A 21,795-nucleotide genomic window follows, 5' to 3' on the forward strand; every position below is an offset into this window, starting at 1 on the left:
GTCAGGCGTTCCAGATCTTCTGGGCGTCGCGCTGCCAGTCGGTCAGGATGCCGCCGATCTGCTTCGGCTCGGCCAGGAACTTGGTCAGTGCGGTGTCGGCGGTGGGCTGCAGGGCGTCGCTGGAGTCCCGGTTGAAGAACTGGGTGATCTCGGCGGCCTCCGCGACGTGCGCGCGGCCCTTCTTCACCAGCGCGGTGCCGGCGTCCTTGGCGTCCGGGTTGCAGGGCAGGACGGTCCCGGAGGAGCCCTTGATGTATATCTCCTGGGCCTCGGCGGTGGCGAGGTACTTCAGCAGGTCGAAGACCTGGTCGCGGCGGCCGGTGCGGGCGCTGGCGAAGTAGCCGTCGACCGGCGCCTCCTCGGCGAGCGGGACCTTGGAGTCGATGACGGGGAAGCGGAAGAAGTCGATGTCGTCCAGGGCGTCCTTGGGTGCCGAGTCGGCGAAGAAGGTGCCGATCAGCATCATGCCGGTCCTGCCGTTGAGCAGGGCGGTCGTCGCGTCCTGGAAGGCGAGGGCGGTGCCGTTCGGGTCGAAGTACGGCAGCACCTCCTGCCAGCGGTCGAAGACCCTGCGCACCTCGGGGTCGTCGAACCGGTGCTTCCCGGCGAGGAGTTCGCGGTGGTATGGGGCGCCGTTGATCCGGATGTCGAGGTAGTCGAACCAGGCCGACGCCACCCAGGGAGTGTTGCCGCCGGCGCCCAGCCCGATCGGGGCGACGCCCTTGGACTTGAGCTTGTCGCACAGGTCGAGGAACTCGTCCCAGCTCTTGGGCTCGCTCACGCCCCACTTGGCGAAGTGGGACTTCCGGTAGAACATGCCCCACCAGTAGTAGGTGTTGGGCACGAAGACCTTCTTGCCGGAGCTCGCGGTGCACAGCGAGTGGAGCGCCTGGGTGTACCGCTTGAGGTCGGGCGAGGAGTTCCACACCTCGTCGAGGTCGAGCAGCAGGTTCTTCTTGGCGTAGGCGTCCGCGACCGAGCCGGGGTACCAGGTGTACACGTCCGGCGGGTTGGCGGAGGTGAGGTAGGTCGGCAGCTGGGTGCGGAAGGTCTCGGCGGCGACGGTGTTCAGGCTCGCGCTGCCGGACCCCTTCTTCCCGTAGGCCGCGACCAGGTCCTCCATCGCGGCCTTGGCCTGCGGGGCGGACAGGTTGGACTGGAGGGTCGCCGGGCCCTTCGAGGAGGTCTTCCCGGAGGAGGTGGAGGTGACGCAGCCGCTGAGCAGTGCCGCGGTCCCGGCGGCACCGAGTCCGGCGAGGAAGCGCCGTCTGCTGGTCTGGGGGTTGGCCATGGTGATGTCCTCGTTCAGTTGAATCGGGTCCGGTACACGTGGCCGTCGACTCCGCGGAAGACCGCGTCCACGGCTCCGTCCGGGGCGGCGACCGCGCCGAGCGCGCCGTCGAACGCGGCGCTCGGGAACTCCTGCCGTTTGCTCCAGCCCTGCCAGGCGCCGTCGGCGTAGCGCTGCTGCCAGAGGGTGTAGTCGGCGGCCCGCGCGTACAGCAGCACCGCGTCCCCGGCGGCGACCAGCGTCGGGCTGCCGCTGACGGTGCCGCCGAGCGCGGTCCAGTCGGACCACTCCCCCGAGGTGTCCCGGGTCCGGGTCCACACGTCGTCGGCGGTGGTGCGGACGGCGACATGGACGCGCCCCTGCGCGTCGACGGCCGCGGACGGACGGCCGGAGACCTGCAGTCCGGTGGGCGCGCCGAGCGAGGACCAGCCGGACGCCGGGCCGCGCTGCACCACCGTGCCGTCGGCACCGCGTGCGAAGAGCGTCCAGTGGGCGGGGTCGGTGAAGGCGACGGACGGCGCGTCGGTCAGCTCCCCGCCCAGGGACTGCCAGCGTCCCCAGCGGCCGTCGGCGTAGACCCGACGGTAGGCCCGGGAGTCGGCGCCGCGCACGAAGACGTCGACCCGATCGCCGGCTGAGGCGTACGCGGCGGGCTGGCCGAGGATCTTCCCCTGCGCGGGACCGCCGAGGTCCTTGGTGCTCCCGCCGGTCCGTACGACGAGCGAGCCGTGCGGCCCCCGGAAGAAGGTGGACCCGTCGGCCGTCACGGCCGGGCTGGCCGTGGCGGTGACGCCCAGGTCGGTCCCGGGCAGGGCGTCGGCGCCGGTCAGCTTGAGCAGGGCGGTGCCGTGCGCGGGTACCTCGACGGTGTACGACCCGGTGTGCGTGCCCCGGTCGGCACGTGCCCGCAGGTCACGGACGCGCACCGGGCCGCCGAGGCCGGTGTCGGCGAACTGCACGGTGCGCTCGGCAGGTTGGTCCGAGCGGTTGAGCAGGACGACCGCGCGCTGCCCGTGCCCCTGCAGGACCTTGCTGTAGACGTCGCCGACCGAGTCGGTCGCCACGCGTACGCCCTGGACGGCCAGCGGGTCCTGGTCGACGGCGATGATCTCGGGGTTGCGGAGCGTGGCGAGCATCGAGTCGGACAGGGTGCGCGGGTCGGAGCCGAGCATCAGCGGCGAGCCCATCTCGGCCCACATCACGAACTGGGTGGTGGACTCCTCCTGGCTGAGCTCGTACGTCCCGTCGGTCATCTGCCGCATGGGGATGAGGTAGTCGGGATCGTTGTAGTGGCCGGGTCCCTGTGCCTCGGGGTGCCAGGCGTTGGCGTCCATGTTGCGCAGGATGTTGGGCCACTCGCCGGGGCTGGGGGTGCCCCAGGCGATGTCGGTGCCGGTGCGCCAGGAGTCGGCGATCGCGGGGGCGTAGACGTAGGTGTTGTGGGCGTCCTGCTCGGGGGTGTGCGGCAGGCCCCAGTCGTCGGTGAGCGGGTTGCAGAGGTTCAGCAGCATCTTCCGGCCGGACGTGGCGACCGCGTCGCTGAACTCCTTGTACGCGGGGCCCGGATCGAGCTTGGCGCCGATCCCGCAGAGGAAGTCGACCTTGATGGCGTCGATCTTCCAGCTCGCGAACTGCCGTGCGTCCTGGTCGTAGTGGCCACGGCTGCCGAGGCCGCAGCTCGTGCCGCCGTCGTAGGTGCCGGCGTCGGTGTAGATGCCGGCCCGGAGCCCGCGCTTGTGCAGGTAGGAGACGAGGGCGGGGATGCCGGAGGGGAAGCGGTCCGGGTTGGCCGTCAACCGGCCCTGGGCGTCCCGGGGGTTGTCGGCCTGCCAGCCGCCGTCCAGCCAGACGATGTCGTAGCCGGCGTCCCGCAGACCACTGCTGACCAGCTTGTCTGCGACGGCGCGCACCTCCTTCTCGGTGGGTGCGCCGAGCCCGTAGTAGGTGTTCCAGCCCATGTAGGGCGTCGGCGCGAGGCCGCTGTCGTAGCCGGTGGGTGCGCCTTGGTCGACGGTCGTCTGCGCGACGGCGTCGGGGGTCACGGTGGCGGCCAGGACCACCGCGACGGCGGCCGCGAGGGCGGCCCGGGTGATCCGGCGGTGCCGGGGTCCGGCTGCGGGCGGGTGCGAAGTCACTTGCGTCTCCCGGGGGTTGGGAAGCAGGAGAAGGAGACGCGGGCCGCCCTGCCGGAGCGGACCCGCGGCGTCACGGCGACGACTGTGGCCTGTGGCCGAAACTGTGTCAAGATTAATTACTAATTTAGTAGAAGCGAGACGGAGGCGGGACCGGGCAACCCCGCCCCGCGTGGCCCGCCTCGCGCCTCACTTCCCGCCGGGAGCGGCGCGGCGGGCACGGATCGCGGGCGCGCCCGCACTGAGGAGGGCGCACACCACGAGCCCCGGCGGGAGCAGACCGGCCCAGCCCGGCGCCGAACGGAGAACCGCCATGCAGGCCGCCGCGCCCGCGATGAGGGCCCCCAGCCGGACGGGCACCCAGCGGCTCGGGCGGCCCGCCCCCACCCCCTTGACGATGTAGGTGGCCAGGGTGCCGGTGAGGTAGGTGGTCGGCGCCGCGGCCCGGCCCGCCGCCACCATGGCTCCCGACTGGACGCCCATCGTCAGTGCGGCGCCGAACTGCAGGGCGTCCCGGGCCGCCCGCCCCGGGGTTCCGCCGAGGACGGCCCAGACCACCGCGCCCACGGCCAGCAGGAGCGCCTCGCCGGCGAGACAGAGCAGCACCGGCCGCGACCAGTGCATGGCGGTGCCCCCGTGCCGGCGGGTGCACCGGGCGCTGACGGCCGCACCCAGCCCGAATCCGGCCAGCGCCAGCACCGCCGCGGTCACGCCGGTCGCCTGGGACCGGCCGACCGCCATCCCGAGCAGGGCCAGGTTGCTGGTCATGACACCGGCGAAGACATGGTCCAGCGCGGTGAAGGAGATGGTCTCCACCGCCCCGGAGGCCGCGACCAGCAGCACGACGGCGACGCGCAGGTGGGTCCCCGGTTCCGCCGGTGGTTCCGCGGGGACCTCTGTCGCTTGCTCGCGCGGCGCGTCACTCACAGTCCCCGAGCGTAACGCGAGGTGAGCACCGCCCCCCGTCGCCGTGCGCCGCCGGGTGGACCTGGCCACTGCCGGATGGACCTGGCCACTCGGAGGCGGCGCGGACCAGGCCGTCCAGCCGGGCCTGGTGACCGTTGAGCATGGGGTTCGGGCGCTCGCCCGCCAGGGCCGCGGCCGGTTCACCGTTCCGGGTCTCCTGGGTGAGGATGCGCACCCGGCCGCCCGGCAGGTCCTCGACCAGCCAGCCGTGCAGCACGTCGAGGCGCTCCTCGGGTCTGCCGTCCTGCTTCGCCGTCCAGGGCCGCCGGCCCGGGACGCCCTCGGCGGGCGCCCGGAACTCGACGACACGGGCGTCCAGCGGCGGGAAGCCGAAGGTGCCGAAGCTGAAGACCCGGTCGTCCGTCAACTGCGGGCCGCCGCCCCGAGGGGAAGGCGATGTTCCCCGTCGGCACCGTGCTGCTCGACAACGCCGGGCACTACCCCTTCGAAGACCCCGGCCGGCAGCAGATGGAGGACGCCGTCACAAACTTCGTCGCCAGGAACACCGCCTGACCCCGCCGCCGCGTTGCGACCCGCGCCTCGAGCTCCGCTCTCGCCGGACGGCCTAGTGGCGCCCGGTCAGGAACACCGAGCGCAGCTTGAGGCGGTCCGTGGCGGGGTTTCCATGGGGCTTCAGCGTCCAGGAGGCGCCCGTGCAGTCCGGCTCGGTGAACACGACCACCCACTCGTCGGTGTCGTTGCGCGGGGCGAAGGCGGGCTCGGAGGAGCCCGGGTCGGCGACCTCCGGCAGGGTGACGCAACCGGGGCTTGCCGGGTCGTGGAGGGTGGCCGACCGCGCGGTGCCGTCCAGGCCGACGAACTTGTAGGAGAAGTCACCGGTGGCCGCGTCGGCGGACATCGGCACAGCCACCACGAGGGCGAGCGCGCCGAGGGCCGCGGCGACAGCCGAACGAAGACGCATGGGGAACTCCTTTGTGCAGGTCGCGGTATGCGGGTCCAGCCTGCCCCGGTGACCGCCCCCCTTCGACGTCCGTCACTCCAACGAGGCGGGCAGGAACGATCCGCTTCTGCTCCGTGTGGGCGACAGACGCCACCGGGCCCCTGGGCCGACCCCGGCGGCCGTGCCCGTCCCGCCCCGGCCGCGGACGATCTCCAGGGCGCGTCACCGACCCGGTGTCCGACGGCGACGTCACCCGAACGGCCCAACATGACAGGTCGCCCACATGGAGGAACCTCACGCTGATTACTGTCCCAACCGAGGCAATCCGTGAAAGGCGAACCACATGCGCATTCGACGAATCCTCGCCGCCGTCATCGCCACGGCAGCCCTCGCCGGACTCGGCCTCACAGGCGCTGCCACCGCCACCGCAGCCAGCCTCACGCCGGGTGAATGCCAGCAGGGCGGCGGAACGGTCAACTGGGCGAACAACACCTGCAAGGGCGGTATGTACGACGGGCAGATGGTCGACTGAACCCTACTGGGCGCCCCGCAGCCACGCGCTGCGGGGCGCTGCCGCGCACGCGTCGCCCGGAGGGTCGCGGGGACCGTGCCGACCCGTAGGACACCCTGGGTCCGACTCGGCCCGGAAGCACCGTCGCACCGGCCGATCCGGCGCACGGCCGGTGCACGTCGGCGGGCACGAACACCGCCGGAGAGACCCTGAGCGAGCGTGTCACGGCCGGAGTCCGGCCCCAGCGGCCCGCAAGAACGGCCGAGGGCCGGTTCCGGACACCTCCGAAACCGGCCCTGACCTGCGACTGTCTCCAGCCGGGACGACAGGATTTGAACCTGCGACCCCTTGACCCCCAGGAGTAGGGGTCAAGGGTATTTTCTGGATATAGAAGACTTGATCGGGGCGGATAATGTGCAGAGCAGGCTCCGTCGTGCACCATCACGCACACCGCGTGGTCCCCAACTGGTCCCCACGAGAGCGGGGACGACGAACGACGTTGTCTGCTCACAGAGGCGTCCCCCTCGGTCGAACAGGCGGCTCAAGAGGAACCTTCCCTGAAGGCATTCAGCACCGTTTCAGGCCCTTGCCCCCAGAGACGTCCGCCGTCGCCTCCTTGGTTGGTTTGGCTACTCCGGACCGAGGTGAATGGAGGGGACCCACCGGGTGGGTGGGCCGCGGCGGGCGGGACGGGCTCGATCGACGGCGCCACGCGTCCCGACCAGGCGGGCCTGCTCGGTGGGGACGTGCCCGCGGGCGCGGGCGGCCTTGCGGATCCGGGCGTTCATACTCTCGATTGCGTTCGTCGTGCACACGATCTTGCGGATCTCCACGTCGAACGAGCCGCGCTGGGGGAATCCGGGCTCTGGCGCCTCCCCGCGAGAGGGGAGGCGCCGTCATTCTGGCCGGCCGGCCCGGTCGCCTACGCCGTGCACGCCGACGCACCGCACAACAGCGCCCGGCTCACTGGCAGACGAACGACTTGTGCGCGAGGTCCGTGGTCAGCCTGGTGACTTTGCACGATTGGCCACCCGGTGGGTAACCCTGCGGGACACCGTTACTGTCACGGAAGACGAGGTCCCAGGTCCCGCCGACGTCGCGCAGGTCCGCGTAGCCGAAGATCCCGAGTCCCCCGGGAGTCTGTTCCTGAGTCATCGTCTGATTCACGACCTGCAGCGGCGTACCGATCATCTTTCCGTTGGCGTTGCCGTCTACCGGGCCCATGTCCAGAGGTCCGCCCGCGGAGCCCACGGTCAGCTGGGGCGGCCGGGAGGTGTTGAAGTCCAGCATCTGGTAGAGATGGATGTGCCCCGACAGGACGAGTCGCACGTTGTCCCGCAGCCTGCCGAGATTGGTGTTGCCGACGGCAGCGGCAAGGACGCGAGTCGGCGCTTCCACTCCAGGATTCGGCGGTGGGGCGGCTGCTTTTACCATCCACAGTGGCTTGTGCGTGAACACGAAGTAGTCCTGGTTCGTGCGACCGGGCTGCGCCGCGTTCTGGTTCACGGCATCGAAATACCCGGTGAAGCGGCCGAGGTTCGCTGTGCTTCCGTTGTCGTTCGGATCGGCCTGCGAGGAGTCCACGTTGACGAGGTTCAGGGTGCCGGCGCGGATGAACGCGGGCGGGGTGAAATCGCTGCACGAGCCGTTGCTGCGGAGTACGTCGGCTAGGTAGCGGAACCATGCGCCGCCCGCGCCGCCCTGGTGCGGCTGGTTGCAGTCTTCGTGGTTGCCCCGGGTCAACGCGACGGGTGCTTTGGCCAGCAGCGTTTCCGCGGGCCGGAAGAAGTCGGCGACGACGCAGTCCCAGCTGGCAGCCTGGGAGGATGTCTGGCAGCCTGGATTGCTCGCCTTGTCGTCTTCCCTGGAGGGATCCTCCCGGTAGAGGTAGTCACCGGTGTGGATCACGAGATCCGGCTGCGTCACGGTGGCAAGGCTGGTCGCGATCCGCCCGAAGGGCCACTCGGTCCGGCAGCTCTGAACCTGGCCTCTAGCCGGCACGCTGCACCCGGTGTCGCCGATGACTCCGATCTTCGCAGGACGTGTCGACGCGGTCCACTTCGGCAACGGGAGTTGCCTCCCGGGATGCAGCGTGGCCGCGTGGAGCGTCGTCGGATCAAGCTCCGCCTTGGACGCCGCGAGCGGGATCCCCGTCGTGCCTCCCAACTCGCACACTGTGGTCGGGAATTGTGCCCCCATAGGGGTGCTCACCAGTCGCATGGGGATCGAACTGGGCGGTTGCGCACCCACGGTGAGGAGCACTGAGGGACACATCAGGCTGTCATCGGTGGACACGTACCGGATCCGAGTGCCTTGACTGGTCAGCTGGGTCCACGCCCAGGCCTCGCCGTTGAGCCCCGCCCCGGGCGGAGCGGTCGGCTTGGGGGGCCGTGGCCCCGCGCTGCCGGATGTGGGCCCGGCGATAGCCGCGCCTGCCGGAACCGCCGTGGCCATCACGCTCACCGCGGCGAGGGCGACGATCCGGTGCATGATCTTCTTCACGTTCCTCCGATCGAATGACCGACTACCAGAGCATCACCTCGTCGGTGATCACCCTGGAATCGTCACCGTCGGTGTCAACTTGTGCACGACGATGCAGGCGAACGGCCTAATGATCCAGCCGTGGCACCGGATCTTCGACATCGAGGAATGGCTGCGCCGCCGACGTACCGTCCCGGCCAAGGGACTCAATGGCCGATGAGAGCAACGTTCCTGTCGGTGTCCGGCTCTCGACCGAAATCGAGTACCGTCCTGATCGCCCCACTCCGTATAGGGCGCGTGTCCGGTGGACCGATCCGACCGGCAAGCGCCGCCAGTCACTGTCCGGGGGAAAGGACAGCGAAGAAGAGGCCCAGGAATGGCTCCAGGCCGTCATCGAGGCCGCAGAGGCCGGCCTGAGCCCGTCACCGGCCACCATGAAGCTCGCCGAATACGGCGAAGCGAACATGGACCTCGCCCTGCGCAGCCTGGAGTCGAAAACGCCGGACCCCTACCTGTCGGGGTGGCGGATCCGCGTGGTCCCCGCCCTGGGCCACCTCGGGTCAGCCCGCCGGGGACCACGCAGGATCGCCGGCCACGGCTCCCTGACCACCACCCAGCGCTACCCGCACCCCGACGTACACAAGATCACGACCGCCGGAGCGGCGCTCTCCGCACACCTCAGCGTGCTGCGCGCACCGCGCTCGCTGCCGAGCCCGATCGTCGTGACCCGCTGACCCGGGTCAAGGGCGCCGGTCCCCCACTGGTCCCCAAGGACGATCAAGGGCCGGTTTCGGATGCCTCCGAAACCGGCCCTGACCTGCGACTGTCTCCAGTCGGGACGACAGGATTTGAACCTGCGACCCCTTGACCCCCAGTCAAGTGCGCTACCAAGCTGCGCCACGTCCCGATGCGTTCACTCGCGGTGACCCGCGTGATCGCGTGAAGAGCACCTTACCCTACGTACCCGGGAGGGCAGAAAGAGGGCGGGGGACGGTGGGGGGACAATCGGCCGTATGGGAGACGTGGGAAGTGGCGGTCGGGACCGGGACGCCGAGGGGCGGGCGCGCAGTGCCCGGCCGCGGGACGGGCTGGGGCGGCCGCTGCCGTACGGCGCGCCGGGCGTCGAGCGGCAGCCCGAGGGGGTCGTACGGACTCCGCGGGCGACGGTCGCCGAGGCGCAGGCGCTGCTGGACGCCGGGAAGCCGTTCCACGCGCACGAGGTGTTCGAGGACGCCTGGAAGTCGGGGCCCGCGGCGGAGCGGACGCTGTGGCGCGGGCTGGCCCAGCTGGCGGTGGGACTCACCCACGCGGCCCGCGGGAACGTGACCGGCGGGGCGCGGCTGCTGCGGCGCGGCGCGGGCGCGGTGGAGGAGTGGGCGGGCGGGGGCGGGGGGCCACGGCCTCACGGGATCGATGTCGACGGGCTCGCCGGGTGGGCGCGGGAGCTGGCCGCACGGATGGAGGACGGCGCCGTGAGCGTCGACGCGCAGCGCGAGGCGCCTCGGCTGTGCGGCCCCCGGTAGCACCGGGGTGACCCGCTGTCAGTGGCATGGGGCAGACTCGGTGACGTGCGAGAGATTCATGTCATCGGTATCGGCGCGGGCGACCCCGACCAGCTCACCCTCCAGGCGGTCCGGGCGCTGAAGAGCACGGACGTGTTCTTCCTCCTGGACAAGGGGGAGGTCAAGAGCGACCTGACGCGGCTGCGCCTGGACATGCTCGACACGCACGTACCGGACGGCGGTTACCGGGTGGTCGAGGCACGGGACCCGGAGCGGGACCGGGCCGCGGGCGGCGGTGCGTACTCGCCGGCCGTCGGCGACTGGCGCAGCGCCCGCGCGGACATCTACGAGCGGCTGATCCGCGACGAGCTGGGCGAGGAGCAGACGGGCGCCTTCCTGGTGTGGGGCGATCCGTCCTTGTACGACAGCACGTTGGCGATCCTGGAGGAGGTGCTGGCCCGGGGCTCGGTGCGGTTCGGGTACGACGTGCTGCCCGGGATCAGCAGTGTCTCCGCGCTGGCGGCCCGGCACCGCACGGGGCTGAACCGGGTCGCCCGGCCGGTGCAGATCACCACCGGGCGGCGGCTCGCCGAGGGGCTGCCGGACGGGGTGGACGACGTGGTGGTGATGCTCGACGCGCACCAGGCCTTCCGGCGGTACGCGGACGACGACATCGACATCTACTGGGGCGCGTACCTCGGCACCCCGGACGAGATCCTGGTCTCCGGTCCGATCGCCGAGGCCGGTCCGCGCATCGAGCGGCTGCGGGCCGAGGCACGCGAGCGCAAGGGCTGGATCATGGACACGTATCTGCTGCGCCGCCACCCGGAGGGTCCGAAGGAGGGCTGAGCGGCACCCGGGTGCCCCGTCCGGGGACGAGCGTGCTCGGGCCCCCACCGGTCCGAACAGCCGGCGGAGCCCACGCCCGCCGCGAGTCGCGAGTACGGCCTGACGTGACGTCCGGGGTGGTCACCCCGGGCCGAGTCCGAGCCGTTCCAGTACGCCGGCGACGTCCGGCACCGCCGTCACGCCGTCCGGCAGCGGGGGCCGGCGTACGACGACCACGGGCAGCCCCAGCTCCCGTGCGGCGGTGAGTTTGGCGGCCGTGGCCGCTCCCCCGCTGTCCTTCGTGACCAGCACGTCGATCAGGTTCCCGGTCAGCAGTGCGGTCTCGTCGGCGACGGTGAACGGCCCGCGCGCCAGCAGCACTTCGGTGTGCCTGGGCAGGGGCGGCTCGGGGGGCTCCACGGACCGTACGACGAAGTGGCGGTCCGTCAGGTGGGCGAAGGCGGACAGGCCGAGCCGGCCGGTGGTCAGGAAGACGCGGGGACCGAACCGGGGCAGGGCGTCCGCCGCCGCGGGCAGGGACGGGACCGGGTGCCAGGCGTCGCCGGGACGCGGCTGCCAGCCGGGGCGGCGCAGGACGACGGAGGGGGTCCCGGTGGCCCGGGCGGCCCGAGCCGCGTTCGCGGTGATCGTCTCGGCGAAGGGATGGGTGGCGTCCACGAGCGCGTCAACGCGGTGTTCGCGCAGCCAGTCGCCGAGCCCGGCCGCCCCGCCGAAGCCGCCGGTCCGCACCTCGCCGGCGAGCGTGCCCGGCCGCGCGACGCGGCCCGCGAGCGAGGTCGTGACCCGGACTCCGGGGCGCCCCGACAACTCGGTGGCGAGACGGCGGGCCTCGGCCGTACCGCCGAGGATCAGGACGTGCGGGGACATGGGGCGAGCGTACGGGGCCCGCGCTGGAAGCGACGCCGTGGGGCAGGTCGACCGGCCGGAGCCGTGACACACGACGGCCGCCCGGCGGGATGCGCCGGGCGGCCGTGGTGACGCCGGACCCGGGTCAGCCCTGACGGGCCTTGAACCGGGGCTCCTTCTTGTTGATCACGTAGACCACGCCACGTCGGCGGACCACCTGGGCGCCGGGCTTGGCCTTCAGTGAGCGCAGCGACTTGCGTACCTTCATGGTTCTGTTCTCCTCGGGTCGGTCGCCGGGCCGGGTCAGCCGCGGGCGGCGGCGGAGCGGCCGTAACGGCGCTCGAAGCGCTCCACCCGGCCGGCGCTGTCCAGGACCCGCGCCCTGCCGGTGTAGAAGGGGTGCGATGCGGACGAGATCTCCACGTCGATCAGCGGGTAGGTGTTGCCGTCCTCCCACTCGACCGTCCGGGACGAGTCGGCGGTGGAACGGGTCAGGAACGCCGTGTCCGCGGCGCGGTCCCGGAAGACCACGAGTCGGGACGCGGGATGGATGCGGGCCTTCATGGGGTTTCCTCTCTTGGCTGCCGGTCTGCCTACGGACGGCTTCAGCGCTCTTCGCGGAAGTCGACGTGGCTGCCGGCCACCGGGTCGTACTTGCGCAGGACCAGCCGGTCGGGGTTGTTCCGGCGGTTCTTGCGGGTCACGTAGGTGACTCCCGTCCCGGCCGTCGACTTCAGCCTGACGACGGGACGTGCGGTGCTGCGTGCCATGAGGTTCTCCCTTCGCCCACACCCGAGGCTCTTGAGCCGGGCATGTCATTCACGACCTGTCCAACAACACCTCTCGCCGTCCCATTCCCGGGTCATCGGGCGGGTCACAGGACGGGTCACGGGACCGGTCACCGAACCTCTCACCGGACCGGTCCCGCCCTGGTCAGCGCAGCAGGAGCTGCAGGCCGCCCAGGATCGTCGCCGCGATGACCAGCTGTTCGAACAGCCGCTGGTCGATCCGGTGCACCGCCCATCTGCCGATGAGCGCGCCCGGCACGACGAACACCACGAGCGCGGCGTCCAGGAGCAGCGAGTTGCCGTCGATCAGGCCGAGGCCGGCGCTGAAGGGCACCTTGGAGAGGTTCACGATCAGGAAGAAGAACGCCGAGGTACCGAGGAAGCCGAGTTTGCGGAAGCCGGCCGACAGCAGGTACAGCGACATCACCGGGCCGCCCGCGTTGGCGACCATCGTGGTGAAGCCGCCGAGCACGCCGTACGAGCCGGCCTTCGCCCGGCCCGCGCGGGTGGTGACCTGGTCCGGGTCGTCGGGGCGGTCGGCCGTGCGGCGCCGCCACAGCGTGACCCCGGCCATCAGCAGCAGGATCGCGCCGATCGAGGTCCGTACCACGCGGTCGTCGGCCCAGACCAGGAACACCGTGCCGACGACCACGCCGGCCGCCACCGCCGGGAACAGCCGCCACAGTGTGGGCCAGTGGGCGTGCCGCCGGTAGGTGGCCACGGCGAGCACGTCGCCCGCGATGAGCAGCGGGAGCAGGACGCCGGTCGAGGCGCGGGCCGGGAGGACGGCGGCGAAGACGGCGAGGCTGACGGTGTTGGCCCCGCTGACGGCGGTCTTCGAGAAGCCGACGAGCAGGGCGGCGAATGCCAGGGCGGCGAACTCCCAGCCGGATATGTGCCAGAGCGTCATCGTGTTCATGCGGGGACCGATGTTATGTCCGGACAACCGGATGGTGTAAGTACCGTCTCGCTGGTCGGTAGCGTTTACGGCCGGTACGCCGGGGCACCCGCGCAGCGATGACGGCACAGCTCAGAAGGGAGACGCGCACCATGTCCGTGGTGAAGAGCACGCTGCCCGACCAGGCGCTCCGGGTCACCGGCGGCGCCCTCCAGGAGACCCTGGTGGATCTGCTCGGACTGTCGCTGCTGGGGAAGCAGGCGCACTGGAACATCGTGGGACCGCGGTTCCGCTCGATCCATCTCCAGCTCGACGAGGTGGTCGCCACCGCGCGCGCCCACTCGGACACCGTCGCGGAGCGGGCCGCCGCCCTGGGGGTGTCTCCGGACGGCCGCCCGGAGACCGTCGCCGCGGCCTTCTCGCTGCCCGGCGCCAAGGACGGCTGGCTGCGCGACGACGAGGTCGTCGAGCTGATGGTGCGGACCCTGGAGGCAGCGATCGGACGGCTGCGCGAGCGGATCGCCGCGACCGGCGAGCCCGACCCCGTCACCCAGGACCTGCTGATCTCGATCACCGCCGACCTGGAGAAGCAGCGCTGGATGTTCGCCGCCGAGAACAACTGATCGCGAGCAGAACTCACTTGCGCCGGTCCGGTCGGTCCGGTCGCGTCGGTCGAGCAGACCGGACCGGTCGCATCGGTCACGCCGGTCGAGCAGACCGAACCGGTCGCATCGGTCACGCCGGTCGAACAGACCGAACCGGTCGCATCGGTCACGCCGCTCAATCAGGCCGGTCCGCCCGACCCAGCCGGTCCGCCCGACCCAGCCGGTCCGCCCGACCCAGCCGGTCCGCCCGACCCAGCCGGTCCGCCCGACCCAGCCGGTGCGCCCGACCCGGTCGGCGCGCCCGACCCAGCCGGTCCTCTCGATCCGGCCGGTCCGCTCCATCCGGCCGGTCCGCCCGACCCGGCCGGTCCGCCCGACCCGGTCGGCGCGCCCGATGTGGTCAGTCCGCTCGCTCCGGTACGTCCGCGTCGAGCGCCGCCGCCCGCAGGGCGGCGGCCACCCGGGTGACCGCCTCGCTCGGCGGATGTGGCAGCCGGGCCAGCAACTGCCGGCGCTGCTCCTGCGGCCCGCCGCGGACCGGCAGGATCCGGACACCGGCCGGCGCCGCGGAGGCCAGGGCCGCCGGTGCGGTGGTCAGCCCGCAGCCGGCCGCGACGAGATGCAGCTTGGCCAGCCAGTCGCGCGCGACATGGGCGATCTCCGGCCGCTCGTCCAGGCCCGGCCACACGCCCATCAGCGGGTCCTCGCCCGACGCGGAGCCGACGATCCAGCGCTGCCCGCGCAGGTCGGCCACGTCGACGAAGTCGCCTCGCGCCAGGGGATGACCGGTCGGCAGTGCGAGGCACAGGGCGCGCTCGGTGAGGGTCCGGAGCACCAGCGGGGGCGATTCGGTGTCCGGCGCCCGGAACGGCGGCGCCGACGCGAGCAGCGCCAGGTCGATGCTGCCGGCGCGCAGGGCCCGCACCAGTGCGGGGGTGGTGCCCTCGCGGCCGACGACCCGGAGCCCGGGGTCCGTGCGGCGGAGCGCGGTCAGGGCGCGCGGGATCAGCACCGCGCCCGCGGTGGGGAACCAGCCGAGCCGGACCGTCCCACCCTCTCCGGGCAGCCCGGACAGTTCCCGCGCCGTCGCCTCGATCTCGTCGAGCACGGTCGTCGCGCGACGCATGACGACCCGGCCGGCCGCGGTGAGCCGTACCCCGTCGCGCCGCCGCTCGACGAGCTCCGCGCCCGCCGCGCGCTCGATCGCGGCGATCTGCCGGGACACCGCGGACTGGGTGTAGCCCAGCGAGGCCGCGGCCGCGGTGAAGGTGCCCTGTTCGGCGACCGCGCGGAAGACCCGCAGCGCGGTCAGTGACACATCGTTGAAGTCCATGACGTCCACGCATACTAGCGGTGCGCAACTCTCGTTGGACTCATGGACACGCGATTCCTAGCGTGGGATGCATGAACGCTTCCCGCATCGCTCTCGTCACCGGCGCCAACCAGGGACTGGGCCGCGCCCTCGCCGAGGGTCTCGCCGCCCGGCTGGGCCCGGACGACCTGGTCCTGCTCACCGGACGCGACCCGGAACGGGTGACCGGCGCCGCCGCCGAGGCGGCCCGGCTGCCCGCAACGCGCGCCCGTGTCGAGGGACGTGTCCTGGACGTCACCGACACCGACGCGATCGCCCGGCTCGCCGACGACCTCAGGGCCGGGTACGGCGGGGTGGACATCGTCGTCTCCAACGCGGTCGCCCGGGTCCTGCCCGAGGACTCGCAGGCCGAACGGGCCGACGAGTTCATCGACGTCTCGAACACCGCCACCCACGCGGTCCTGCGCTCCTTCGGCGCGGTCCTGCGCCCGCACGGGAGGCTGCTCGTGGTGGCCAGTTCGCTCGGCACCCTCGGCCACCTCGACCCACGGCTGCACCACCTGTTCGACGGCGCGAGCCTCGACCAGGTCGAGTACGCCGTCGAGTCCTGGCGCAGCGCCGTCCACAACCGCACCGCCGCCGAGGCGGGCTGGCCGGTCTGGCTGAACGTGCCCTCCAAGGTGGCCCAGGTCGCCGCCGTGCGCGCGGTCGCCGCCGAACGCCGCGAGCAGGACCTGGCCTCCGGCACCCTGGTCGCCTCGGTCTGCCCCGGCATGGTCGACACCGCGACGTCCCGTCCCTGGTTCAGCGACTACAGCGGGGCCCAGTCCCCTGCCGAGGCCGCCGGCGCGGTGCTCGACCTGGTCTTCGCCGAGGACGTCGACCCCGCCTGCTACGGCGAACTGATCCGCTTCGGCAAGCCGCTGCCCTGGCACGACGGCACCCCTCCGGTGGAACAGGACCGTCTCGTCAGGCCGTGACCGCCGGACCCGGCGCCGCCCGGTAACGCACGGGCCGGGCGGAGCCGCCGCACACCCCCGCAGTACCCGCTCCCCCGCAGAACCCCGCACCTTCCGCAGTCCCCCCACCGCACAGCCCGGCAACACCGCCCCGCAACACCGCAAGGAGTTCTTCCATGACCACCATCAGCACCCCCTACGGCTTCTCCAGCACGGCCGCCGAGGTCGCCGAGGGCATCGACCTGACCGGCCGCCGGGCCGTGGTCACCGGCGCCTCCTCGGGGCTCGGGGCGGAGACGGCCCGGGCACTGGCCTCGACGGGTGCGGAGGTCACCCTCGCGGTGCGGGACCTGGCCGCCGGCGAGCAGGTCGCCAAGGACATCGCCGAGACGACCGGAAACCGGCAGGTGCGGGTCGCCCCGCTGGAGCTGACCGACCCGGCGTCCGTCGCGGCCTTCGCCACCTCCTGGCAGGGCCCGCTGCACGTGCTGGTGAACAACGCGGGCGTGATGGCCTGCCCCGAGCGGTACACCGAACAGGGCCGGGAGTGGCAGTTCGCCACCAACCACCTGGGCCACTTCGCCCTGGCCAACGCCCTGCACGGGGCACTCGCCGCGGACGGCGCCGCCCGGATCGTCGTGGTCAGCTCCACCGGCCACCAGCGCTCCCCGGTGGTCTGGGACGACATCGACTTCGCCTTCCGGCCGTACGACCCGTGGCTGGCCTACGGTCAGTCCAAGACCGCCAACGTCCTGTTCGCAGTGGAGGCCACCCGGCGCTGGGCCGCGGACGGCATCACCGCCAACGCCCTGATGCCGGGCGCCATCTACACCAACCTCCAGCGCCACACCGGCCGCGGCAGCGGGCTGGTCGCGGCGGAACTGATCAAGTCCACGGAACAGGGTGCGGCGACCTCGGTCCTGCTCGCCACCTCGCCCCTGCTCGAAGGGATCGGCGGCCGGTACTTCGACGACTGCAACGAGAGCGAGGTCGTCGACCGCCGCACCGGCAGGCTCCACGGGGTGGCGCGCTACGCCGTCGACCCGGACAACGCGCGCCGGCTGTGGGACCTGTCGGAGGAACTCCTCGCGGGCTGAACCCAGGTACCTGGTACCAGGTACCTGGAAGCCTCCGGGAGCCGGACCGCGCCGCCGGGGCCGACTCCCCGGCGCCGGTAGCGCAGTTCGGTGCGGTCGGCGTGAAACCCTGGCCGGGACGCGTGCATCCGAGCCCGTCGAGGAGGACGTCGTATGCCACCCCTGGTCGACCCCGTACCCGGCGGGAACCCCGGCGATCTGGCCCGGGCCCATGCCCTCGCCCACGAGCTGTCCGCGCAGGGCGTGCGCGGGATCGTGCTGGCCTTCGTGGACACCGCCGGGATCTGCAGGGTGAAGACCGTCCCCTGGCAGGGGCTGCAGCCGGCGGTGGCCTGGGGTGTCGGCATGTCCCCGGTGTTCGACACCTTCCTGGCGAACGACGCGATCGTGCGCACCGACGTGCTCGGTTCACCCGACGGCGATCTGCGCCTGTTGCCGGACCTGGACCGGCTGGTGGTGCTGGCCGGGCAGCCCGGCTGGGCCTGGGCGCCGGTCGACCGGGTCACTCAGGAGGGTGAACGGCATCCGGGGTGCAGCCGCGCCTTCCTGCGCCGGGTCGTCGCCGACGCCGAGGACCGGCACGGCATCACCTTCAAGGCGGGGATCGAGATCGAGTGGGCCCTCGGCCGGACCGCAGCGCCGGCCGACGAGTTCGCACCGGCCACGTCGGGTCCCGCGTACAGCGCGGCCCGGCAGACCGAGCTGAGCGACTACACCGCCGACCTGCTCGCGGCCTTCGAGAAACAGGAGGTGCAGGTCGCCCAGCTCCATCCCGAGTACGCGCCCGGCCAGTTCGAGCTGTCCACCGACGCCCTGGACCCGGTGGCGGCAGCCGACCAGAGCGTGCTGGTCCGGCAGACCGTCCGTGCCGTGTCGCAGAAGTACGGTCTGCGCGCCTCCTTCGCCCCGGCCGTCACCGAGCGGGGCGTCGGCAACGGCGGCCACCTGCACCTGTCGCTGTGGCGCCGCGGGGTCAACCTGCATGCCGGGGGCGACGCCCGGTACGGCATGACGGCCGCTGCGGAGTCGTTCATCGCCGGGCTGCTGACACACCTGCCCGCGTTGACCGCGGTGACCGCGCCGAGCCCGGCCAGCTATCTGCGGCTCAGACCCGGCCAGTGGGCGGGGGTGTACACAGCCTGGGGCCGGGAGACCCGCGAGACCGGGATCCGGGTCGTCACCGGCACGGCAGGCCACCAGAGCCATGAGGCCAACCTGGAGGTCAAGCCGGTCGATCTGGCCGCCAACCCGTACCTGGCACTCGGCTGCGTGATCGCCGCCGGACTCGACGGGCTCGCCTCGGCGGCGCCGCTGCCCGAGGAGGTCACCGACGACCCCGGCCGGCTGGTCCCGGACGAGGCGGTGGCCCGGGGCGTGCGCCGGCTGCCGACCTCGCTCGCGCAGGCCGTCGACGAGTTCCGCGAGGACGAGGTGCTGCGCACCGCGCTCGGCCCGGTCCTCGCGGACGCGGTGATCGCGGTGCGCGAGGGCGAGACGGGGTCCGTCGCCGGGCTCGACGATGCCGGGGTGGCGGCGGCCTACCGCTGGAAGTACTGATGCCGGGACCGGTCCGGGAAGCCCTCGACGCGCTCCCGCTCGTCGACCACCACTGCCACGGCGCGGTCACCGCCGACCTCTCGGAACCCGAGTTCGAGTCGCTGCTGACCGAGGGCGAGGCCTGGCCGGGTGTCTCGCCGTTCGACAGCCCGGCCGGCATCGCCGTTCGACGGCACTGCGCGCCGCTGCTCGGCCTGGACCGGCACGCACCCGTGGCCGACTACCTGGCGCGCCGGGCCGAACTGGGCTGGCAGGAGGTCAACCGCCGGTTCCTGACGGCCGCGCACACGGAGTCGTTCTGCGTGGACACGGGGTACGCACCGCATCCGGTCACCTCCCCCGCGGAGCTCGCGGCGGCGGCCGGCGCACGTGCCTACGAGGTCGTACGGCTGGAGAGCATCGCCGAGGCAGTGGCCGCACAGGGCATCGAGGCGGCCGGGTACGCGGCCGCCTTCCGGGCCGCGGCCGAGGAGGCGGTACGGCGGCCGGGTGTGGTCGCGGTCAAGTCGGTGGCCGCCTACCGCACCGGCTTCGCCCTGGACCCGGCACGGCCGACGTACGCCGAGGTGACCCGGGCGGCGGCGCTGTGGTTCTCGGGGGGCGGCAGGCTCACCGACCCGGTCCTGATGCGCCACCTGCTGTGGACCGCCGTGGGGCTCGGACTGCCGCTCCAGTTGCACGCCGGCTTCGGCGACTCGGACCTGCGGCTGCACCACGCCGACCCGGCCCTGCTCACCGACTGGCTGCGGCTGACCACCGGCACCGTCCCGGTGCTCCTGCTGCACTGCTGGCCCTACCAGCGCCAGGCCGCCTACCTGGCCGCCGTGTTCGAGCACGTGCACCTCGACGTCGGGCTCGCCCTGCACCATGTGGGCCCGGCCCGGGCCGGGGCGGTGCTGGCCGAGGCGATGGAGATCACGCCGTTCCGCAAGCTGCTGTACAGCTCGGACGCCTATGGTGTGGCCGAGTTCCACCACCTCGGTGCGCTGTCCTTCCGGCAGGGGCTGGCCGGAATGCTGCAGGCCCGGGTGGACGCCGACGAACTGAGCCCGACCGACGCGGTGCGGATCGCCGCCTGGACGGGACGCGACAACGCGCGTCGTCTGTACGGACTTCCCGCATCCGACCCCGGCCGCGACTGACCGCGCGCCCTGTCCGGAAAGTATGATCAAGCAATGTCTGACATGACCGAAACCACGCCCGGTTGGCTGTCCTCCGACGAGCTGGAGATGGCGCGCGCCCGCATGCCGATCCTGTACGTGGAGGCCGTGCCGGTGCGTGTCGACGACAGCGGCGAAGTCACCAGCATCGGCCTGCTGCTCCGCATCGGCCCGGACGGAACGGTCAGCCGGACCCTCGTCTCCGGCCGTGTCCTGCACCACGAGCGGGTCCGCGACGCCCTGCTGCGCCATCTGGAGAAGGACCTCGGTCCGGTGGCACTGCCCCGGGTGCCGGCCTCCCTGCAGCCGTTCACGGTGGCCGAGTACTTCCCGACGCTGGGCGTCACGCCGTACCACGACCCGCGTCAGCACGCGGTGTCGCTGGCCTACATCGTGCCGGTCACCGGTGACTGCCGGCCCCGGCAGGACGCCCTGGACCTGGTGTGGTTCAGTCCGCAGGAGGCCATGCTGGAGGCCGTGCAGAGCGAGATGCCGGGCGGTCACGGGGTGTTGCTGAAGCAGGCCCTGGCCCATGTGGGCTTCGTGAGCTAGGAGCCCTCCGGGCACCCGGCCGGGGTGCCGCCGACGGCGTTCAGCCGAGCCGTTCGGCGGCCCAGCCGGCCCCGGTCCCGCTCCGCCTCGGCCCCGCGCGGGCCGTGTTCCAGGGCGATCCGGCCGTTGGTGGTCAACGGCCCCTCGTCCCGGTCCAGTTCGTCTCCGAGCTCCGCGAGCCGCTCGTGTGGGCCCGGGCCGGCTGCTCCCGCTCGGCGGGGACCGCGCGGGCGACCATCGGGGCGCATGGGGGCCGTCCCGCTGTCCCTGGTGCAGTGCGGCGCGCAGCGCCTCGTCGCCGACGCACACGGAGGCGAGGAAGTCGCCGCCGGCCGGGCCGGACTCCGTGACATCACGGTCGCCGGTGTCGCCGTATCAAACCAGTGGCCGTCGGACTCCTCCGGCCGGATGTCCGCAGGGCGTAGGCAACCGTGCGCCGCTCCCGCCCTCAGGCGCCGACGGGCGGCGGACTGGAGAGAGGGCCCTCACCGGCTCGCGCCCGCGAAGACCCTTCGCACCGTCGGGACGACAGCGGTTGGGCGCGCCGTCGCGTCAGCTCCCCAGGAACTCCCTTACCTCCGAAACGAATCGCCCGGGTTCCGTGCGGTGGATCAGATGCCCCGCCTCGATGGTGACCATCCGCGCCCGGGGCACCCGGCGAACCAGTTCGGCGATGCCCGCCTGGGGGACGGGACTGCCGTCGCCGCCCGCCAACGCAAGGGTGCGGGCGGTGATGACATCCAGGCGCTCCAGCCATTCCGGTTCCGGGTTGTCGATCTGTCGTCGTACGGCGGGCACCAGGTCCCAGTCGAAGGACAGCTCCCCATCCGGCCGGACCGCGGCCGACGGCTTCCGGGGCAGCGGCGCGGAGACGTCCTCCAAGACGAGCCGGTCCACCCGGCGGGCGTCCGCCTGGGCCACCAGGTAGGCCACGGCACCCCCCATCGAGTGCCCGACCAGATCCACCCGCTCCAGGCCCAGCGCGTCCAGGAATCCCAGCACGTCGTCGCGCATCAGCGTCAGCGAGTACGTGCCCGGCCAGTCGCTGCGCCCGTGCCCACGGAGGTCGAGGGCGTGGACCTGGCGGCCCGCGGCAAGCGCGGGAGCCACTTCGTCCCAGTCCCCGGCGGTCTCGCCCATGGCATGGAGCAGGACGAGCGGCTGGGCATCCGGCGGCCCGGAGACCCGGTAGGCGAGTCGGACTCCGGAGACCACGACCGACCTGTGGGCAATCATGTGCACATCGTAATCCACGTGCCCCCGGTCACCCCATCCCCGCACCCGCCGCCCCACGGGGGGCGCACCTTCAACCACGCCCGGATCGGGGGCTCGGAAACTGCTCCCGTTCAGCTCAAAAGGCTACGGACCAGACGCAGTTGATCACTTCC

The 21,795-nt window shown here is 72.4% G+C and carries 25 protein-coding genes, 1 tRNA gene and 1 pseudogene; 11 read left to right on the forward strand and 16 right to left on the reverse strand.

Annotation, left to right across the window (positions count from 1 at the left end):
* Position 1 precedes the first annotated feature (1 nt).
* The 5 genes from AB0472_RS17605 to AB0472_RS17625 form a co-directional block, all read right to left on the reverse strand.
* The gene (locus tag AB0472_RS17605; protein ID WP_366357356.1) at positions 2 to 1,291 is read right to left on the reverse strand and encodes an extracellular solute-binding protein; all 1,290 of its coding nucleotides are present in this window, start codon (positions 1,289 to 1,291) and stop codon (positions 2 to 4) included.
* A gap of 14 nt (positions 1,292 to 1,305) precedes the next feature.
* Entirely contained in the window at positions 1,306 to 3,426 is a 2,121-nt protein-coding gene (locus tag AB0472_RS17610) for a glycoside hydrolase family 27 protein (RefSeq protein WP_366357357.1), read from the reverse strand.
* A 186-nt stretch (positions 3,427 to 3,612) separates the two neighbouring features.
* Positions 3,613 to 4,350, reverse strand: a complete 738-nt coding sequence (locus AB0472_RS17615) for a YoaK family protein (RefSeq protein WP_366357358.1) — start codon at positions 4,348 to 4,350, stop codon at positions 3,613 to 3,615.
* Positions 4,343 to 4,756, reverse strand: coding sequence for a hypothetical protein (locus AB0472_RS17620; protein WP_366357359.1), 414 nt, complete (start codon positions 4,754 to 4,756; stop codon positions 4,343 to 4,345). Before AB0472_RS17620 ends, AB0472_RS17615 begins: the two co-directional genes overlap by 8 nt.
* A gap of 198 nt (positions 4,757 to 4,954) precedes the next feature.
* Positions 4,955 to 5,311 carry a hypothetical protein gene (locus tag AB0472_RS17625; RefSeq protein WP_366357360.1) on the reverse strand — a complete coding sequence of 119 codons (357 nt, stop codon included), beginning with the start codon at positions 5,309 to 5,311 and terminating at the stop codon, positions 4,955 to 4,957.
* 322 nt (positions 5,312 to 5,633) lie between these two features.
* Between AB0472_RS17625 and AB0472_RS17630 the strand changes: the two genes are divergently transcribed.
* Positions 5,634 to 5,822, forward strand: a complete 189-nt coding sequence (locus AB0472_RS17630; RefSeq protein ID WP_366357361.1) for a hypothetical protein — start codon at positions 5,634 to 5,636, stop codon at positions 5,820 to 5,822.
* Between the two features lie 701 nt (positions 5,823 to 6,523).
* On the opposite strand, the pseudogene AB0472_RS17635 reads toward AB0472_RS17630, so the two are convergent.
* A pseudogene (locus tag AB0472_RS17635) lies at positions 6,524 to 6,640 on the reverse strand (transposase); the annotation flags it as partial.
* Positions 6,641 to 6,764: 124 nt separating this feature from the next.
* Positions 6,765 to 8,303 carry a metallophosphoesterase gene (locus AB0472_RS17640; protein WP_366357362.1) on the reverse strand — a complete coding sequence of 513 codons (1,539 nt, stop codon included), beginning with the start codon at positions 8,301 to 8,303 and terminating at the stop codon, positions 6,765 to 6,767.
* On the opposite strand from AB0472_RS17640, the gene AB0472_RS17645 reads away from it, so the two are divergent.
* Positions 8,290 to 8,502, forward strand: coding sequence for a hypothetical protein (locus tag AB0472_RS17645; protein ID WP_366357363.1), 213 nt, complete (start codon positions 8,290 to 8,292; stop codon positions 8,500 to 8,502). The genes AB0472_RS17640 and AB0472_RS17645 overlap by 14 nt on opposite strands.
* A complete protein-coding gene (locus AB0472_RS17650) occupies positions 8,492 to 9,016 on the forward strand; it encodes an Arm DNA-binding domain-containing protein (RefSeq protein WP_366357364.1) in 525 nt (174 codons plus the stop codon). The genes AB0472_RS17645 and AB0472_RS17650 overlap by 11 nt, the downstream gene beginning before the upstream one ends.
* Before the next feature lie 99 nt (positions 9,017 to 9,115).
* Here the strand turns inward: AB0472_RS17650 and AB0472_RS17655 are convergent.
* Positions 9,116 to 9,189: transfer RNA gene (locus AB0472_RS17655), tRNA-Pro, on the reverse strand.
* A gap of 106 nt (positions 9,190 to 9,295) precedes the next feature.
* Here AB0472_RS17655 and AB0472_RS17660 point away from each other — a divergent pair.
* Complete coding sequence (locus tag AB0472_RS17660) at positions 9,296 to 9,805, forward strand: DUF309 domain-containing protein (RefSeq protein ID WP_366357365.1); 510 nt, start codon at positions 9,296 to 9,298, stop codon at positions 9,803 to 9,805.
* A gap of 45 nt (positions 9,806 to 9,850) precedes the next feature.
* Complete coding sequence (gene cobF, locus AB0472_RS17665) at positions 9,851 to 10,633, forward strand: precorrin-6A synthase (deacetylating) (protein ID WP_366357366.1); 783 nt, start codon at positions 9,851 to 9,853, stop codon at positions 10,631 to 10,633.
* A gap of 120 nt (positions 10,634 to 10,753) precedes the next feature.
* Here cobF and AB0472_RS17670 read toward each other — a convergent pair whose 3' ends face one another.
* The 5 genes from AB0472_RS17670 to AB0472_RS17690 form a co-directional block, all read right to left on the reverse strand.
* Positions 10,754 to 11,500 carry a cobalt-precorrin-6A reductase gene (locus AB0472_RS17670; protein WP_366357367.1) on the reverse strand — a complete coding sequence of 249 codons (747 nt, stop codon included), beginning with the start codon at positions 11,498 to 11,500 and terminating at the stop codon, positions 10,754 to 10,756.
* 124 nt (positions 11,501 to 11,624) lie between these two features.
* Positions 11,625 to 11,747 (reverse strand): type B 50S ribosomal protein L36, encoded by a 123-nt coding sequence (gene ykgO / locus AB0472_RS17675; protein ID WP_365565490.1) that lies wholly within the window; start codon positions 11,745 to 11,747, stop codon positions 11,625 to 11,627.
* Positions 11,748 to 11,782: 35 nt separating this feature from the next.
* Complete coding sequence (locus tag AB0472_RS17680; protein ID WP_366357368.1) at positions 11,783 to 12,043, reverse strand: type B 50S ribosomal protein L31; 261 nt, start codon at positions 12,041 to 12,043, stop codon at positions 11,783 to 11,785.
* Between the two features lie 41 nt (positions 12,044 to 12,084).
* Positions 12,085 to 12,249 carry a 50S ribosomal protein L33 gene (gene rpmG / locus AB0472_RS17685; RefSeq protein WP_089107544.1) on the reverse strand — a complete coding sequence of 55 codons (165 nt, stop codon included), beginning with the start codon at positions 12,247 to 12,249 and terminating at the stop codon, positions 12,085 to 12,087.
* A gap of 163 nt (positions 12,250 to 12,412) precedes the next feature.
* On the reverse strand, positions 12,413 to 13,186 hold the full coding sequence (locus tag AB0472_RS17690) for a sulfite exporter TauE/SafE family protein (RefSeq protein WP_366357369.1): 774 nt from the start codon (positions 13,184 to 13,186) through the stop codon (positions 12,413 to 12,415).
* Between the two features lie 131 nt (positions 13,187 to 13,317).
* Here AB0472_RS17690 and AB0472_RS17695 point away from each other — a divergent pair, with 131 nt between their 5' ends.
* Positions 13,318 to 13,788 (forward strand): DNA starvation/stationary phase protection protein, encoded by a 471-nt coding sequence (locus AB0472_RS17695; RefSeq protein ID WP_366357370.1) that lies wholly within the window; start codon positions 13,318 to 13,320, stop codon positions 13,786 to 13,788.
* Positions 13,789 to 14,170: 382 nt separating this feature from the next.
* Here the strand turns inward: AB0472_RS17695 and AB0472_RS17700 are convergent, their stop codons facing one another.
* Entirely contained in the window at positions 14,171 to 15,103 is a 933-nt protein-coding gene (locus tag AB0472_RS17700) for a LysR family transcriptional regulator (RefSeq protein ID WP_366357371.1), read from the reverse strand.
* A gap of 71 nt (positions 15,104 to 15,174) precedes the next feature.
* Between AB0472_RS17700 and AB0472_RS17705 the strand changes: the two genes are divergently transcribed.
* The 5 genes from AB0472_RS17705 (at position 15,175) to AB0472_RS17725 (ending at position 20,407) form a co-directional block, all read left to right on the forward strand.
* Complete coding sequence (locus tag AB0472_RS17705; RefSeq protein WP_366357372.1) at positions 15,175 to 16,062, forward strand: SDR family NAD(P)-dependent oxidoreductase; 888 nt, start codon at positions 15,175 to 15,177, stop codon at positions 16,060 to 16,062.
* A gap of 155 nt (positions 16,063 to 16,217) precedes the next feature.
* Positions 16,218 to 17,138 (forward strand): SDR family NAD(P)-dependent oxidoreductase, encoded by a 921-nt coding sequence (locus AB0472_RS17710; protein WP_366357373.1) that lies wholly within the window; start codon positions 16,218 to 16,220, stop codon positions 17,136 to 17,138.
* Between the two features lie 153 nt (positions 17,139 to 17,291).
* Positions 17,292 to 18,695: a glutamine synthetase gene (locus AB0472_RS17715; RefSeq protein ID WP_366357374.1), complete on the forward strand. Its 1,404-nt coding sequence runs from the start codon at positions 17,292 to 17,294 to the stop codon at positions 18,693 to 18,695.
* Complete coding sequence (locus tag AB0472_RS17720) at positions 18,695 to 19,837, forward strand: amidohydrolase family protein (RefSeq protein ID WP_366357375.1); 1,143 nt, start codon at positions 18,695 to 18,697, stop codon at positions 19,835 to 19,837. Before AB0472_RS17715 ends, AB0472_RS17720 begins: the two co-directional genes overlap by 1 nt.
* Positions 19,838 to 19,879: 42 nt before the next feature.
* Positions 19,880 to 20,407: an NUDIX hydrolase family protein gene (locus AB0472_RS17725; RefSeq protein WP_181808617.1), complete on the forward strand. Its 528-nt coding sequence runs from the start codon at positions 19,880 to 19,882 to the stop codon at positions 20,405 to 20,407.
* On the opposite strand, the gene AB0472_RS17730 is transcribed toward AB0472_RS17725, so the two are convergent.
* Positions 20,404 to 20,544 carry a hypothetical protein gene (locus AB0472_RS17730; RefSeq protein WP_366357376.1) on the reverse strand — a complete coding sequence of 47 codons (141 nt, stop codon included), beginning with the start codon at positions 20,542 to 20,544 and terminating at the stop codon, positions 20,404 to 20,406. The genes AB0472_RS17725 and AB0472_RS17730 overlap by 4 nt on opposite strands.
* 415 nt (positions 20,545 to 20,959) lie before the next feature.
* Entirely contained in the window at positions 20,960 to 21,643 is a 684-nt protein-coding gene (locus tag AB0472_RS17735) for an alpha/beta fold hydrolase (protein WP_366357377.1), read from the reverse strand.
* Positions 21,644 to 21,795 lie beyond the last annotated feature (152 nt).

This window comes from Streptomyces sp. NPDC086777, assembly GCF_040702065.1.
Taxonomy (GTDB): domain Bacteria; phylum Actinomycetota; class Actinomycetes; order Streptomycetales; family Streptomycetaceae; genus Streptomyces.

Excerpts from the sequence above, each read along its gene's own strand:
- AB0472_RS17715 (WP_366357374.1), top strand. The coding sequence starts at position 17,292 with ATGCCACCCCTGGTCGACCCCGTACCCGGCGGGAACCCCGGCGATCTG.
- AB0472_RS17645 (WP_366357363.1), top strand. The coding sequence starts at position 8,290 with ATGATCTTCTTCACGTTCCTCCGATCGAATGACCGACTACCAGAGCAT.
- AB0472_RS17660 (WP_366357365.1), top strand. The coding sequence starts at position 9,296 with ATGGGAGACGTGGGAAGTGGCGGTCGGGACCGGGACGCCGAGGGGCGG.
- AB0472_RS17690 (WP_366357369.1), bottom strand. The coding sequence starts at position 13,186 with ATGAACACGATGACGCTCTGGCACATATCCGGCTGGGAGTTCGCCGCC.
- AB0472_RS17680 (WP_366357368.1), bottom strand. The coding sequence starts at position 12,043 with ATGAAGGCCCGCATCCATCCCGCGTCCCGACTCGTGGTCTTCCGGGAC.
- AB0472_RS17735 (WP_366357377.1), bottom strand. The coding sequence starts at position 21,643 with ATGATTGCCCACAGGTCGGTCGTGGTCTCCGGAGTCCGACTCGCCTAC.
- ykgO (WP_365565490.1), bottom strand. The coding sequence starts at position 11,747 with ATGAAGGTACGCAAGTCGCTGCGCTCACTGAAGGCCAAGCCCGGCGCC.
- AB0472_RS17630 (WP_366357361.1), top strand. The coding sequence starts at position 5,634 with ATGCGCATTCGACGAATCCTCGCCGCCGTCATCGCCACGGCAGCCCTC.
- AB0472_RS17625 (WP_366357360.1), bottom strand. The coding sequence starts at position 5,311 with ATGCGTCTTCGTTCGGCTGTCGCCGCGGCCCTCGGCGCGCTCGCCCTC.
- AB0472_RS17720 (WP_366357375.1), top strand. The coding sequence starts at position 18,695 with ATGCCGGGACCGGTCCGGGAAGCCCTCGACGCGCTCCCGCTCGTCGAC.
- AB0472_RS17605 (WP_366357356.1), bottom strand. The coding sequence starts at position 1,291 with ATGGCCAACCCCCAGACCAGCAGACGGCGCTTCCTCGCCGGACTCGGT.
- AB0472_RS17725 (WP_181808617.1), top strand. The coding sequence starts at position 19,880 with ATGACCGAAACCACGCCCGGTTGGCTGTCCTCCGACGAGCTGGAGATG.
- AB0472_RS17670 (WP_366357367.1), bottom strand. The coding sequence starts at position 11,500 with ATGTCCCCGCACGTCCTGATCCTCGGCGGTACGGCCGAGGCCCGCCGT.
- AB0472_RS17700 (WP_366357371.1), bottom strand. The coding sequence starts at position 15,103 with ATGGACTTCAACGATGTGTCACTGACCGCGCTGCGGGTCTTCCGCGCG.
- rpmG (WP_089107544.1), bottom strand. The coding sequence starts at position 12,249 with ATGGCACGCAGCACCGCACGTCCCGTCGTCAGGCTGAAGTCGACGGCC.
- AB0472_RS17710 (WP_366357373.1), top strand. The coding sequence starts at position 16,218 with ATGACCACCATCAGCACCCCCTACGGCTTCTCCAGCACGGCCGCCGAG.
- AB0472_RS17695 (WP_366357370.1), top strand. The coding sequence starts at position 13,318 with ATGTCCGTGGTGAAGAGCACGCTGCCCGACCAGGCGCTCCGGGTCACC.
- AB0472_RS17650 (WP_366357364.1), top strand. The coding sequence starts at position 8,492 with ATGGCCGATGAGAGCAACGTTCCTGTCGGTGTCCGGCTCTCGACCGAA.
- AB0472_RS17705 (WP_366357372.1), top strand. The coding sequence starts at position 15,175 with ATGAACGCTTCCCGCATCGCTCTCGTCACCGGCGCCAACCAGGGACTG.